Below are 13,452 nucleotides of genomic sequence, written 5' to 3' on the forward strand. Positions count from 1 at the left end.
ACTCAGTATCGATACGGCTCGTGGTCGAACAGCGGAAACGCGCTGAACACACTCGGCGCGTTGGTTGCGGTCGCCTGGTGCAGGCAGGATTTATTGACCTCGGCGAACGAGGTCGCACCCAAGAGGCCGAGGCAGCGCAGCACTTCGTCCTCGAGCAGCTCCAGCATGCGGGCCACGCCGGCTTCGCCGGCCGCCGCCAGCGCCCAGCATTGCAGCCGGCCGATGCCGACGAGGTCGGCGCCCGCCGCGATCGCCTTGACGATGTCGGTGCCGCGACAGATGCCGCCATCGACCATGATCTTGGCGCGGCCGTTCACGGCCTCGACGATCTCGGGCAGCACGTGCATGGCGCCGCGACCGTGATCGAGCTGACGGCCGCCATGGTTGGAGACGTAGATCCATTCGACGCCGTGATCGATCGCGATCAGCGCGTCCTCCGGCGTCGCGATGCCCTTGAGGATCAGCGGGATCTTGAACTTGTCCTTGATCATCTTCACCGTCCGCCACTCCAGACCCTTCTGGTAATCGCCGCCGGTGGCGCGCAGGCGGCTCTCGCGAACGTAGCGCTTGGCGATGTCACGTTCGCGACGGCTGTAATGAGCGGTATCGACGGTCAGGCAGAAGGCGGCGTAGCCGTTCTTCTCAGCCCGGCTGACGACGTCGGTGACGAAGGCGTCGTCGCCGCGCACGTAGAGCTGGTAGAGGCGCAACGCGTCCGGCGCAGCTTCGGCGGTCTTTTCTAGGCCGGGCTCGGACACGGAACTGAGCATATGCGCCGCACCGAAAGTGCCGCAGGCGCGTGCCACGCTCGCCGCACCATCCGGATCGAAGATCTCGAGCGCGCCGACAGGGGCGAGTACCACCGGCAGGCGCATCTTGCGGCCGAACTGTTCGACCGAGCCGGTGACCTTGCGGACATCGCGCAGCACGCGCGGGCGGAAGGCGATCTCGTCCAGCGCCATGCGGTTGCGACGCATCGTGGTCTCGGTCTCGGCCGCGCCGACGATATAATCCCAGGCATTCTGGTTGAGGTTGGAACGCGCTTTCCGGATGAATTCATGCAGATTCTGGAACGGCTCGGTGCTGGCGCCGAGCTCGACGTTCCTGTCCGGTTGGATGCGGGGTGCTTCGTTCATTGTTATCCTCCCGAGAATTTGAAGCCTTCCCTCATCGCCTAACCCGTCCGGGGCGCTAAAACCATCCTAAAATGGCATGGCTGCGAGGCGTGGGCCGGCCGGCCGACCCCCGCTGCGCACGAACCGGGTCCTGCAACGTTGCCGAAAGTTTAGGTCCGGACGAAGCGATTTTTACGGTGTACCCGCCGGCGTGGCATCCCGGCCTTGAAGAAACCAGAATGGTATTGTGAGAAGCAGGCTGGATCGCCATTTGCATGGCGGCTCTCCAGCCCCACCGAACCGCGAAGCAAAAAGGCCAGCCTATCCATGCGGAAAACCCTGCTGTTTCCACTGGGCGCGCTCACCGGAGCGTGTCTGACCCTTCTGGTAGCCAGTCCGCACGGCGGCGTGTGGGCGGCACGGGCGGCAGCGAGCGCGGATGACGCCTATTCCAAGCTCAATTTGTTCGGCGAAGTGTTCGAGCGGGTGAAGGCGAGCTATGTCGAGAAGCCTGACAATGCCAAGCTGATCGAAGGTGCGATCACCGGCATGGTGACCTCGCTCGATCCGCACTCGCGCTACATGAACGACAAGGCCTGGACCGAGATGCAGGAGACCACCTCCGGCGAGTTCGGCGGGCTCGGCATCGAGGTCACGATGGAGGACGGCCTGGTTAAGGTTGTCTCGCCGATCGACGACACGCCGGCCTCGAAGGCAGGCATCATGTCGGGTGACCTGATCAGCAAGATCGACGGCGATGCCGTGCAGGGCATGACGCTCGAGCAGGCCGTCAACAAGATGAAGGGGCCGGTCGAGACCCAGACCAAGCTCACGATCGTGCGCAAGGGGGCCGACGCCCCGCTCGACGTCGCGATCAAGCGCGAGATCATCCATGTGCGCCCCGTGCGCTTCCACGTCGAGAACGGCGATATCGGCTATATCCGCGTCACCTCGTTCAACGAGCAGACCACCGACGGCCTGAAGAAGGCGATCGCATCGATCGCCAAGGACGTTCCGCCGGAGAAGCTGGTCGGCTACGTGATGGACCTGCGCAACAATCCGGGCGGACTGCTCGACCAGGCCGTGTCGGTGTCGAGTGCGTTCCTGCAGCGTGGCGAGGTCGTCTCGACCCGCGGCCGCAATCCGGAAGAGACCCAGCGCTTCACCGCGCATGGTGGCGACCTCACCAAGGGCAAGCCGCTGGTGGTTCTCGTCAATGGCGGCTCGGCCTCGGCCTCGGAGATTGTGGCCGGCGCGCTGCATGACCACAAGCGCGCGACGCTGATCGGCACGCGCTCGTTCGGCAAGGGCTCGGTGCAGACCATCATTCCGCTCGGCACCGGCAACGGCGCACTGGCGCTGACCACGGCCCGCTACTACACACCTTCGGGCCGCTCGATCCAGGCCCAGGGCATCGCGCCAGACATCGAGATCCTCCAGGACGTGCCGCCCGAGCTGAAGGGCCGGATGGACACCATGGCGGAGTCCCAGATGCGCGGCCATCTCCAGGCGGCCGATGGCACCGAGCAGACCGGATCGCAGTCTTATGTTCCGCCGGAAGCCAAAGACGACAAGGCGCTGCATACGGCCTACGACTTCCTGCACGGCCAGACCGCGAATGCGGTCGCCGCCAAGCCGGCGCCGAAGGCTGCGGTGCCGAACTAGCCTTGCGACGGTAAAGTATTGATCGCCCGGGAGCGGATGACCGCTCCCGGGCGAATTCGTTTGGAGACGCGGTCTCACCTCAGGTTCGTGGCCGCAAAGGTGGCCTCAGCAGCCATCGCGCTCGTCCCAGCGCCGGGCGCGAAGTCGCAGCGATGCGACTTCAAGGTTCAGCTTGACCGAGCGCTCGGTCTTAACTGTGTCTCGGTCTTAACTGTGTCATGGCGACGCCGGAGATCGCGAGCAGCCCGCCGATCATCAACTTTGAAGTCATGTGTTCGCCAAGGAACATCACGCTCGACATCAAGGCGAACATCGGAAGCAGCAAACCGAAGGGCGCGACGCGGCCCATGGAGCAACGCCCGATCAGCCAGAACCACAGGCCAAACCCGACAATTCCCCCGATAAAAATCGTATAGGCGAGTGCCAGCCAACCACGTCCATCTGCCGTGACGAGGCTCGCGAGTTGTCCATGTTCAAGGAGCAGCGACATCAACATGACCTGCGGCACCGTGAGCAGCGAGGACCATCCCATCAACATCAGGGGGTCAAAAGGGCCGTAGCGTTTCGTCAGGACATTGGACACCGCGAATGCGAAGGCTGCCCCGACCTCGAGCAGCAGTGGAAGCGCGTTTGCGGACGGGCCGGGCTCCGCCGCCAACACGACCACGCCGACGAATGCAAGCACCACCCCAGCGGAAGTGGTGAGAGACGGCCTCTCCGCGAGCAGCGGCCACGCCAGCAGGACGGTGAAGGGCGTGGCGAGTTGATAGACGACGGCCGACATGGTTCCCGAGCCGAGCCCAAGGCCGACATAGAAGAGGCCGAAGTTCAGCCCACCGAGGAAGATCGAAATAGCTGCGATGGGGCCGAACTGCTGACGCGCGGGCTTTTTGACGAACGGAACGACCAGCAGCGCGATGGCCAAAAAGCGTAGCGCGAGGAAGAAGAGGGGCGGAAACTCCGTCACCCCCACTTTGATGGCGACGAACTGGTAACCCCAGAGCAAGGGGACGGCCACCGCACAGACGATCTGGATGGCAGACATGGCATTCTTCCTTTCAAGACCGTTCGGTCTATATATTGGCGCGCCAACGGCGGATGCGGCCGAAACCTGATGAAACGGGTTGTCTACCTGATGAAGCGGTCGAGGAGAGCGTCAACGGTGGCTTGCGACGTGATCCGCGCCGGTGCCGTTTTGCCGACGACGCGCAGCCCCTCGACGAAACAGACGAGAATTTTCGCGGCAGTTGAAGGCTCGACAGCATCGGCCAGCTTGCCCGCCGCCTTCGCACGCGACAGCGCATCAGCCACCCTGGCCTCCATGGCTTTGAAAAAGCTCGCGATGCGGCGATCAACTTCAGCGTCACGGCCAGCCAGCTCCATGGCTGTGGCCACCAGCAGGCATCCGCGCCGGCCATTGGCGCCGCTCGTTCGGTCGACGTAACCGGCAAGATAGGCCCGCAAGCCGTCGATCGGCTCTCGGCGGGGGTCGAGTTCGACATCCATCCGTGTCAGGGCATCGGCGACGTAGCGATCAAGCGCACGCAAGAACAGCGAGTGCTTGTCTCCGAAAGCGGCATAAAGGCTGCCACGCGAGAGCTTCGTCGCCCGGAGAAGGTCGGGTAGCGCCGTGGCGTGATAACCGCGCGACCAGAACACGCCCATCGCCTGCTCGACCGCAGCTTCCGCGTCGAAACTTCGGGGACGGCCACGGGGTAATTGCACAGGGGTTTGGCGGCGCATTGCCGATATATAGACCGAATGGTCTTTAATTCCTAGGGGGCCCGCCACCGCCGTTTGGCCGTCCGCCGACGTTTCTGCTTGGCCTCCCGAACCGACAATTGCGCCTGTGTGAGACCAGGCCCTAGCCCGCCTCGCGGCGGCGGCCTTCGTCGCCGCCGCGCTGGGCGAGACGGCTGCGATGAACTGCGAACAGCTCCAGCACCTTTTCGGCGGGCTTTGCGGCGCTGAACAGATAGCCCTGCATCTCGGAGCAGCCGAGTGCGCGCAACAACCGCTGCTGCTCCTCGGTCTCGACGCCCTCGGCGGTGGTGGTCATGCGGCGGGCGGCCGCGAGATTGACGACGGCCTGCACGATGCTGGCGGAGCCGTCGGGGCCGGCGATGTCGTTGACGAAGCAGCGGTCGATCTTGATCTTGTCGAACGGGAAGCGGTGCAGATAGCTCAGCGAGGAGTAGCCGGTGCCGAAATCGTCGAGCGCGATGCGGACGCCGATGGCGCGGAGTTGATGCAGGATCGCAAGCGCCGTGTCGTCGTCGCGGATCAGCACCGCCTCGGTGATTTCGAGCTCGAGCCGGCTCGCCGGCAAATTGGAGGCGGCAAGCGCCGCCATGATCTTCAGCGCCAGCGTGCCGCTCTTGAACTGCACTGGCGAGACGTTGACGGCGAGACGGATGTCGTCGGGCCAGTTCGCCGCGTCCCGGCAGGCCGTCGCCAGCACCCATTCGCCGATCTCGTTGATCAGGCCGGTGTCCTCGGCGATCGGAATGAACTCGGCCGGCGAGACCATGCCGCGCCCGGGATGGCGCCAGCGCACCAGCGCCTCGCAGCCGGTGATGCGGTCGTCCTTCAGGCTGAGGCAGGGCTGGTAATACACCTCGAGGCCGCCTTCGCGCCCGCCTTGGGCGATGGCGTGGCGCAGGTCGATCTCGAGCTGCCGCCGCTCGTGGATCTTGGCGTCCATCTCCGGCTCGAAAAAGCGGTAGGTGCGGCGTCCGGCGGCTTTGGCGGCGTACATCGCCATGTCCGCGTTCTTCAGGATCTGGTCCAGCGCCGTTCCATGTTGCGGCGCCAGCGCGATGCCGATGCTGGCGTCGGTGGCAAGATGATGTCCCATGCAGTCGAACGGCGCGCGGATGGCCTCGAACACCCGCGCGACGAGCTCGTTGACCTGATCCAGCGATGTCACAGCACTCTGGACGATGGCAAATTCGTCGCCGCCGAGGCGCGCCACGAAGTCCGTCGGACCCGCACAGCGGTGGAGGCTCTGTGCGACCGACTTCAGGAGCTCGTCGCCGACGAGATGCCCGAGCGCGTCGTTGACGCCCTTGAACTCGTCGATGTCGATGTAGTGCACCGCGAGTTGTTCGCCCCCGGCGACCAGATTGAGTTCCTGACGCAGATGCTCGTGGAACAGGGTGCGGTTGGGCAGGTCGGTCAGCGCGTCGTAATGAGCGAGATGGCTGATGCGCTCCTCGATACGCCGGCGCTCCGTGATGTCCTCATGCGTCGCCACCCAACCGCCATCCGTGAGCGGTTCGTTGACGATCTGGATCGAGCGACCGTCGGAGGTCTCGACCACCATAGAATTGCGCACATGGATGTCGCGCAGGACCCGCGCGACATATTGGTCCACATCGCCGGCGAACGAGCCGGTGGCTCTGCGGTGCGCGATGATATCGTGAAAGCTGCAGCCGGGTCTCACGATTTCGGCCGACAGCCCGTACATCTCGATGTAGCGCTGATTGCAGATCACGAGCTGCTGCGAGGCGTCGAACAGCAGCAGACCCTGGGTCATGTTGTTGACGGCGCGGTCGAGACGCTGCTTTTCCAGCGTCAGCCGTTCCCGCGAAAGACGATGCTGCTCCAGGAGCTTGCGTACGATCGCGATCAGCACGCCCGCGATGGCGAGCGCGGAAGAGGCCGCGACCGAGATCAGGATGCCGATCTGCTCGCGCCAGTCTGTCAGGGCCGTCGCGCGCGTCGTGGTGGCCATCATCAGGATCGGGAAGTGAGGCAGGGCGTGTGAGGAAATCAGCCGGTCCTCCCCGTCGACGGGGCTCATGAAGCGGCCGGTAAAATGGTCGAGCCCGAAAACCCTTTGATGCGCGAACGGACCGTTCTTGAAATTCCGTCCCATCAATTCACTGGAATGGGGATAACGGGCGAGCATCGTGCCGTCCCGGTGCAGCATCGAGATCGTCGTGCCTTCGCCGAGCACGGCTGACTCGAAGAATTTTTCGAAATTTGCCGGCTCGATGCCGCGTCCGACCGCACCCATGAATTCGCCGTTCGGTCCGACGATCTTGCGCACGATCAGGATGGTCCAGGCGCCGGAGATGCGACTGTAAAGTGGTTCGATCAGGACGTCGGGAGCGTCGGGATCGTACCGGAAGGTCTGGAAATAGGCGCGATCGGCAACGTTCACGTTCGGAGCCGGCCATGTCGTCGACGAATTGATCAGATTGCCTTCGGCATCGATGATATTGACGCCGCCTATGTAGGGCAGTGCCTCGATCTTCGAACGCAGCATCCGGTGGAGGTCCTGGCCGGAGAGGCGTTTGCGATAGTCCGCCGCACTGGTGATGCCGCTCGCGCGGACGTAGTCGACGAAATCTTTCTGGATGACCGCGAAATCCTGCAATTGCTGGTCGAAATGATGGGCCAGCATCAGCACGGTGTTTTCCAGCTCGCGGCCGGAGCTGCGCAGCGCACGTTCGCGGAAATTCTGTGCCATCAGCGTCGCGCCGACGGCGATCGCAGCGATCAGCAGCGTGCCGCCCACCACCAGCCAGCGGATCGGTCCGCTGCGCACGAAGGCCTGGTCAAAAAGGCGACTGCCGAATCCCGTCATCATGATCGATCGTTGTCGTGCACACGTCAGGGTCAATTCTTGGCCCCCGAAACATCCGTCGGTTTACGGGAACGGAGTGGAGGCGAAGTTAGCAAGCTGGGTTAATGCGCCGTGAACGGACGCTCACAAAAGCAATCAATATGCGGGCGAATACGGCCTGATCGCCGCCGGCATCGCGCTCGCGATCATCGCCGTGGTGAACGGCCTGGGCAGCAAGCTCAATTCAAAATTCGGGTCGATCAGCGCGTCGTTGAAGTAGCAGCGGCAATCAGACGCGGTAATGGCCAGACTTGCCGCCGAGCTTCTCGACCAGGTGGATGCCTTCGATGCGCACGCCGCGTTCCACGGCCTTGATCATGTCGTAGATGGTGAGACAGGCGACCGAGACGGCAGTGAGCGCTTCCATCTCGACGCCGGTCGGGCCCGTGACCTTCACGCTGGCGCGGACGAGGCAGCCCGGCAGCTTCGCGTCGGGCTCGATCTCGACCGTCACCTTCGACAGCGCGAGCGGATGGCAGAGCGGGATCAGCTCCGCGGTCCGCTTGGCGGCCATGATGCCGGCGATGCGGGCGGTGCCGAGCACGTCGCCCTTCTTGGCGTTGCCGGACACGATCAGGTCAAGCGTCGCCCTGGTCATGACGACGCGTCCTTCCGCGACCGCGAGCCGCTCGCTCGCGGGCTTGTCCGACACGTCAACCATCCGCGCCTCGCCGGAGGCGCCGATATGGGTGAGGGCAGGGGCGGTCTTGGTCGGTTTGGCCTTTGGGGGCTTACGCGCCATCAGTTCGTGCCTGTGGCGCGCGCGGTCTCGCGCGCCAGCAGCGTGCGGGTCGCAGCGGTAACGTCGGCTTGCCGCATCAGGCTCTCGCCGACCAGGAAGGTCGACATGCCGACGCGCTCGAGCCGGGCGAGATCGGCGGGCGTGAAGATGCCGCTCTCGCCGACCATCAGCCGGTCGCCGGGGATCAGCGGCGCCAATGTTTCGCTGGTCGCAAGCGTGGTTTCGAAGGTGCGCAGATTGCGATTGTTGACGCCGATCATCGGCGAGCGCAGCTTCAGTGCGCGATCAAGCTCGGCGCGGTCGTGGATCTCGATCAGCACGTCCATGCCATGGGTGATGGCGGCGTCCTCAAGCTCTTTTGCCGTGGCATCATCCAGCGCCGCCATGATGATCAGGATGCAGTCGGCGCCGTGCGCGCGGGCCTCCGCCACCTGATAAGTATCGAACATGAAATCCTTGCGCAGCACCGGCAGTGACGTTGCGGCGCGTGCCGCCACCATGAAGTCGAGATGGCCCTGGAACGATGGCGTGTCCGTCAGCACCGACAGGCAGGCAGCGCCGCCGGCCTCATAGGCCCTTGCGAGCAGCGGCGGATCGAAATCGGCGCGGATCAGGCCCTTTGACGGCGAGGCCTTCTTGACCTCTGCGATCAGCGCGTAGTCGCCATTGGTGTGCTTGGCCTTGATGGCGCGCAGGAAGCCGCGCGGTGCCGCTTGCGCCTTGGCCTTCGCCTCCACCGCCGACAGCGGCTGCGCGCGTTTGGCCGCCGCGATTTCCTCGCGCTTGTAGGCTTCGATCTTGGTCAAAATGTCCGACATGTCAGCTCAGCCGTTCGAGACCGCGATCAAATGTTTCAGCCGCGCGCTCGCCGCGCCGCTGTCAAGTGATTTTGCGCCGATCACGACGCCTTCCTTGAGGTCCTTGGCACGCCCCGCCACGACCAATGCGGCAGCGGCGTTGATCAGCGCGACGTCACGGTAGGGGCTCGGCTTGCCGTCGAGCACGCTCTGCAAGGCGATAGCGTTGGCGTCGGCGTCGCCGCCTTTGAGTGCACCGGCCTCGCAGCGCGGCAGGCCCGCGTCCTCCGGCGTCACCTCGAAATTCCGGATCTCGCCGTTGTGGAGCGCGGAGACGAAGGTCGGGCCGGTGAGGGTGATTTCGTCGAGGCCATCGGAACCGTGCACGACCCAGGCGGATTCAGAGCCGAGGTTCTTGAGCACTTGCGCCAGCGGCTGCACCCATTGCCGGGAGAACACGCCGACCATCTGCCGCTTCACGCCCGCCGGATTGGACAACGGGCCGAGCAGGTTGAAGATCGTGCGTGTCGCAAGCTCCACCCGGGTCGGGCCGACGTTCTTCATGGCGGGATGATGGGCGGGGGCGAACATGAATCCGATGCCGCATTCGCGTATGCAGCGGCCGACCTGCTCCGGCCTCAGATCGATCTTCACCCCGAGCGAAGCCAGCACGTCGGCGGCGCCGGAGCGCGACGACAGTGCGCGGTTGCCGTGCTTGGCCACCGGCAGACCGGCGCCCGAAACGATGAAGGAGGCGCAGGTCGAGACATTGACCGAGCCGGAGCCGTCGCCGCCGGTGCCGACAATGTCGACGGCGTCGGCGGGCGCATCGACCGTGAGCATCTTGGAGCGCATTGCCGCGACCGCGCCGGTGATCTCGTCCACGGTCTCGCCGCGCACCCGCAGCGCCATTAGGAGGCCGCCCATTTGCGAGGGCGTGGCCTCACCGGACATCACGGCGTCGAAGGCGGAAGCCGCTTCGTCACGCGACAGGCTGGCGCCGGTCGCCACTTTTCCAATGATCGATTTCAGGTCGTCCATCGCGTGCTTTCAGCTCACTGGTTCGCGCCGGTCACCTGCGCGAAGGCGGCCTGATTAATGGTGGTCCCGATGTCGGTTTCAAGCTTGTTGACGTAGGAAGCGACCTGCTCCTCGGTCTGCGCGCGGTCGAGACTGTCCTTCAGCTTCTTGACCGCCTCGGAAGCGGCATCGACCGTGGGATCGACGATCTCGGTGACGCGGAACACGATCACCTCGGTGCCGCCGGTCACCGCCGTCTGCCCGACGCCGTCCTTGGCGACGCGGAAGGCGGCCGACACGACGGTTGCGGGCACGCTGGCGGGCGAGTCGTCGCGCTTGAAGCCGGTGGCGGTCTCGACCTTGGCGCCGATCGCGGCTGCTTCGTCGGCGAGCTTGCCGCCAGATTCGAGCTTCTGCACCACCTCGGTCGCCTTGGCCTTCAGCTTGGTCGCGATCTGGTCTTGGCGCCAGCGCGCCTCGACCTGGTCGCGGACCTCGTCGAGATTGCGGTCGCGCGACGGCGTGATGGCAAGCACGTCGTACCAGACATAGCCGCCCTTGAAAGAGATCGAGTCGTTGTCGACGCCCACATCGGTGTTGAAGGCCTGCGACACCACGTCGAGGCCCTGCGGAATGCCGGAGACCGGCTGGCCGTTCGGGGCGCGGCCGGAACGGTCGACGGCGTCGATGGTCACGGCGGTGAGGCCGAGCTTCTGCGCCGCGTCGATCACGCTGGCACCGCCGCCGCGCTCGTCTTCCATCTTGTCGCGGAGATCGGCGACCTTGACCCGCGCACGCTCGGTGGCGATCTCGCGCTTGATGTCGGCGGCAACGCTCGCATAGTTCGCCTCAGCGCCCGGCTCGATCTTGTCGACCTTGACGATCGACGTGCCGAGACGGCCCTGGATCGGCTGGCTGATTTCACCGGCGGGAAGCGCGAAGACGGCGTCTCCAACTGCGGGATCGAGCGAGGATTTGGTCACGAGCCCGAGATCGACGTCGGACGCGCTCAGTCCGCGCTCTTTGCCGAGATCCTCGAACGAGGTCCCGCTGGTGAGCCGCTCGCGTGCGGTCTGCGCCTCGGCGGCATTGGGAAATACGATCTGCTGGATCTGGCGCTTCTCCGGCGTGCCGAGCCGATCCTTGCGCTGGTCGAACGCCTTCTTGGCATCCTCGTCCGACACCTCGCTCCACTTGCCGATCTCCTCCGGCGAGACCACGACAAATGCGATCTTGCGATATTCGGGCGCGCGGAACTGGACCTTGTGATCCTCGAAATAGGCGGCGAGCGCCTCCGGCGATGGCGCGTCGATGGTGCCTGCCTGGGCTGCGTCGAGCCTGACGAATTCAATGGCACGCTGCTCGTTCTGGAAGCGCGTCAGCACGTCGAGCATCGCCTTCGGCGGCTCGAGGCCGGCACCGATCGTGCCGGTGATCTGCCGACGCAGCGAGACCTTGCGCTGCTCCGAGACGTAGCGCTGCTCGGTATAGCCGAAGTTGCGGATCACGGACTGGAAGCGGTTCGGATCGAAGTTGCCGCCGACGCCCTTGAAGTTCGGGTCGTTCATGATGAGCTGGCGGATCTGTTCGTCGGACTGGCCGAGCCCGAGCCGGCGCGCCTCTTCGTCGAGGGCGGCTTCCGCGATCGTCTGCTGCAGCACCTGACGATCAAGACCGAAGGCGCGCGCTTGTTCAGGCGACAGCGGCCGGCCGAACTGGCGGCTGATCTGCTGGAGGCGATCGGTGTAAATCTGGCGGAACTCGTTCAACGAAATCTCGGTGCCGCCGACCTTGGCCACGGTGGATTGCCCGAAGCCCTTGAAGATGTCGGCAATGCCCCAAACGCCGAAGCTGATGATCAGCACGCCCATCACAACGGCCATAATGGTCTTGCCGAGCCAGTTTGATGAGGCCTTGCGCATTCCTCGAAGCATTTGGTCCAACTTGTTTGGCAGGAGGGGAACGGGAGCGCGTCTTAATGCAGATTCCGCAAAAGCGCGTCACCAAATTGATCAATCATCATAAAGTGGTGGCTTTCCCCCCGCAACCTCGGGTCTAGCGGGCTTTCGATCCCTGCGGTTAAAAGCCCCTGGTCTCTGGAACTGCCACGGGACCTCTGCTAGCGCATGAACAAACCGAATTTTGCTGGAATTTGACATGACCGATGCCATCCGCCCCCTGATCGCCGGCAACTGGAAAATGAACGGCCTGAAGGCCTCGACTGCCGAATTCGACGCCATGCTCAATGGTGCGGCAGAGGTGGCCGGCAAAGCCGATTTGCTGGTTTGCCCGCCAGCGACCTTGATCGCAGCCTTTGCCGAGAAGGCGCGCGGCAAGACGGTCGCGGTGGGGGCCCAGGATTGCCACCCCAAGGCCTCCGGCGCCCATACTGGCGATATCGCCGCCGAAATGCTGGCGGATTCGGGTGCGACCGCGATCATCGTCGGCCATTCCGAGCGCCGCGCCGACCATGGCGAGGGCGATGCTCTGATCCGGCAGAAGGCCGAGGCCGCCTGGCGCGCCGGGGTGACGGCGATCGTCTGCATCGGCGAGACGCAAGCGCAGCGCGATGCGGGCCAGACCCTGGATATTCTGCGCGGCCAGCTCAACGGCTCGCTGCCGGATGGCTCGACCGCCGCCAATCTGGTCGTGGCCTATGAGCCGGTCTGGGCGATCGGCACCGGCCTGACCCCGACGTCTGGGGATGTCGAGCAGATTCATGGCTTTATCCGGGAATTCCTGACCTCCAGGTTCAAGGCCGACGGCGCCGGGATGCGCATCCTCTATGGCGGCTCGGTCAAGCCGTCGAACGCGGCCGAGCTGATGGCCGTGAAGAACGTCAATGGCGCGCTGGTCGGCGGGGCCAGCCTGAAGGCGGTCGATTTCCTTGCGATTGCGCAGGGCTGTCCCTAGCTAACTCAAACCTTAGGACCCGGCCGATCGGGGGTGGCAATGACCCGTCTGATCGTGTAACACCGCGCAACTTCAGGAAAACCCCGCGAAGCACGATTGGCCGCCGTCTCGGCGCTGTCGGCTTGTGACGGAAGGACACTATGCAGACCGTTGTCATCGTCATTCACCTCATGATCGTCACCGTCATGATCGGCGCCGTCCTGCTCCAGAAGTCGGAAGGCGGCGGCCTGGGCATGGGAGGTGGCGCAGGTTTCATGTCGAGCCGTGGCACCGCGAACCTTCTGACGCGGACCACCGCGATCCTGGCCGTCGGCTTCTTCCTCACCAGCCTGTTCCTGTCCTGGTATGCCGGCTACGACCGCAAGCCGTCGTCGATCATCGGCGCACCGGCGTCGCAGACCCAGCCGGCCGGTGGCGGACCGATCGCGCCACCGACCTCGGGCGGCATCCTGGATTCGCTGAAGAAGGCCGACGAGCAGCAGCAGGCTCCGGCACCGAGCGGCCCGCAGGTACCTCGTTCGCAATAAAGCAGGGGGGCCATGCAGGGCGGCTTCTACCGTCCTGCAT

Annotated in this window: 12 protein-coding genes; 4 read left to right on the forward strand and 8 right to left on the reverse strand. The window is 64.6% G+C overall.

The window, feature by feature from the left end; translation table 11 throughout:
* Positions 1-2: 2 nt before the first annotated feature.
* Positions 3-1,136 carry an alpha-hydroxy acid oxidase gene (locus AC0L3J_RS32685; RefSeq protein WP_473349802.1) on the reverse strand — a complete coding sequence of 378 codons (1,134 nt, stop codon included), beginning with the start codon at positions 1,134-1,136 and terminating at the stop codon, positions 3-5.
* A 306-nt stretch (positions 1,137-1,442) separates the two neighbouring features.
* On the opposite strand from AC0L3J_RS32685, the gene AC0L3J_RS32690 reads away from it, so the two are divergent.
* Positions 1,443-2,780, forward strand: coding sequence for a S41 family peptidase (locus AC0L3J_RS32690; protein WP_456764161.1), 1,338 nt, complete (start codon positions 1,443-1,445; stop codon positions 2,778-2,780).
* Positions 2,781-2,970: 190 nt separating this feature from the next.
* On the opposite strand, the gene AC0L3J_RS32695 is transcribed toward AC0L3J_RS32690, so the two are convergent.
* The 3 genes from AC0L3J_RS32695 to AC0L3J_RS32705 all read right to left on the reverse strand — a co-directional run bounded on the left by AC0L3J_RS32695 (position 2,971) and on the right by AC0L3J_RS32705 (position 7,377).
* Entirely contained in the window at positions 2,971-3,825 is an 855-nt protein-coding gene (locus AC0L3J_RS32695) for a DMT family transporter (RefSeq protein WP_473349803.1), read from the reverse strand.
* An 83-nt stretch (positions 3,826-3,908) separates the two neighbouring features.
* The gene (locus tag AC0L3J_RS32700) at positions 3,909-4,523 is read right to left on the reverse strand and encodes a TetR/AcrR family transcriptional regulator (protein ID WP_473349804.1); all 615 of its coding nucleotides are present in this window, start codon (positions 4,521-4,523) and stop codon (positions 3,909-3,911) included.
* A gap of 121 nt (positions 4,524-4,644) precedes the next feature.
* Positions 4,645-7,377: a bifunctional diguanylate cyclase/phosphodiesterase gene (locus tag AC0L3J_RS32705; RefSeq protein ID WP_473349805.1), complete on the reverse strand. Its 2,733-nt coding sequence runs from the start codon at positions 7,375-7,377 to the stop codon at positions 4,645-4,647.
* 154 nt (positions 7,378-7,531) lie between these two features.
* On the opposite strand from AC0L3J_RS32705, the gene AC0L3J_RS32710 reads away from it, so the two are divergent.
* Positions 7,532-7,633: a Flp family type IVb pilin gene (locus tag AC0L3J_RS32710; protein WP_456769624.1), complete on the forward strand. Its 102-nt coding sequence runs from the start codon at positions 7,532-7,534 to the stop codon at positions 7,631-7,633.
* 9 nt (positions 7,634-7,642) lie between these two features.
* Here AC0L3J_RS32710 and moaC read toward each other — a convergent pair whose 3' ends face one another.
* From moaC to AC0L3J_RS32730, 4 genes are read right to left on the reverse strand one after another with little or no spacing between them, the layout of a single operon-like run.
* Positions 7,643-8,155, reverse strand: a complete 513-nt coding sequence (gene moaC, locus AC0L3J_RS32715) for a cyclic pyranopterin monophosphate synthase MoaC (RefSeq protein WP_473349806.1) — start codon at positions 8,153-8,155, stop codon at positions 7,643-7,645.
* A complete protein-coding gene (gene trpC / locus AC0L3J_RS32720) occupies positions 8,155-8,973 on the reverse strand; it encodes an indole-3-glycerol phosphate synthase TrpC (protein ID WP_473349807.1) in 819 nt (272 codons plus the stop codon). Before trpC ends, moaC begins: the two co-directional genes overlap by 1 nt.
* Positions 8,974-8,979: 6 nt before the next feature.
* Entirely contained in the window at positions 8,980-9,993 is a 1,014-nt protein-coding gene (gene trpD / locus AC0L3J_RS32725; protein ID WP_247435457.1) for an anthranilate phosphoribosyltransferase, read from the reverse strand.
* A 14-nt stretch (positions 9,994-10,007) separates the two neighbouring features.
* Entirely contained in the window at positions 10,008-11,906 is a 1,899-nt protein-coding gene (locus AC0L3J_RS32730; RefSeq protein WP_473349808.1) for a peptidylprolyl isomerase, read from the reverse strand.
* Between the two features lie 223 nt (positions 11,907-12,129).
* Here AC0L3J_RS32730 and tpiA point away from each other — a divergent pair, with 223 nt between their 5' ends.
* Both tpiA and secG read left to right on the forward strand, forming a co-directional pair.
* Entirely contained in the window at positions 12,130-12,885 is a 756-nt protein-coding gene (tpiA, locus tag AC0L3J_RS32735) for a triose-phosphate isomerase (RefSeq protein WP_456764168.1), read from the forward strand.
* A 140-nt stretch (positions 12,886-13,025) separates the two neighbouring features.
* Positions 13,026-13,412 carry a preprotein translocase subunit SecG gene (gene secG / locus AC0L3J_RS32740; protein ID WP_007590603.1) on the forward strand — a complete coding sequence of 129 codons (387 nt, stop codon included), beginning with the start codon at positions 13,026-13,028 and terminating at the stop codon, positions 13,410-13,412.
* The last annotated feature ends 40 nt before the right edge of the window (positions 13,413-13,452 follow it).

The organism is Bradyrhizobium sp. Kon37 (genome assembly GCF_055807535.1).

Coding starts and splice junctions, on each gene's coding strand:
- AC0L3J_RS32705 (WP_473349805.1), bottom strand. CDS start 7,377: ATGATGACGGGATTCGGCAGTCGCCTTTTTGACCAGGCCTTCGTGCGC.
- trpD (WP_247435457.1), bottom strand. CDS start 9,993: ATGGACGACCTGAAATCGATCATTGGAAAAGTGGCGACCGGCGCCAGC.
- AC0L3J_RS32700 (WP_473349804.1), bottom strand. CDS start 4,523: ATGCGCCGCCAAACCCCTGTGCAATTACCCCGTGGCCGTCCCCGAAGT.
- moaC (WP_473349806.1), bottom strand. CDS start 8,155: ATGGCGCGTAAGCCCCCAAAGGCCAAACCGACCAAGACCGCCCCTGCC.
- AC0L3J_RS32690 (WP_456764161.1), top strand. CDS start 1,443: ATGCGGAAAACCCTGCTGTTTCCACTGGGCGCGCTCACCGGAGCGTGT.
- AC0L3J_RS32685 (WP_473349802.1), bottom strand. CDS start 1,136: ATGAACGAAGCACCCCGCATCCAACCGGACAGGAACGTCGAGCTCGGC.
- trpC (WP_473349807.1), bottom strand. CDS start 8,973: ATGTCGGACATTTTGACCAAGATCGAAGCCTACAAGCGCGAGGAAATC.
- secG (WP_007590603.1), top strand. CDS start 13,026: ATGCAGACCGTTGTCATCGTCATTCACCTCATGATCGTCACCGTCATG.
- AC0L3J_RS32730 (WP_473349808.1), bottom strand. CDS start 11,906: ATGCTTCGAGGAATGCGCAAGGCCTCATCAAACTGGCTCGGCAAGACC.
- tpiA (WP_456764168.1), top strand. CDS start 12,130: ATGACCGATGCCATCCGCCCCCTGATCGCCGGCAACTGGAAAATGAAC.
- AC0L3J_RS32695 (WP_473349803.1), bottom strand. CDS start 3,825: ATGTCTGCCATCCAGATCGTCTGTGCGGTGGCCGTCCCCTTGCTCTGG.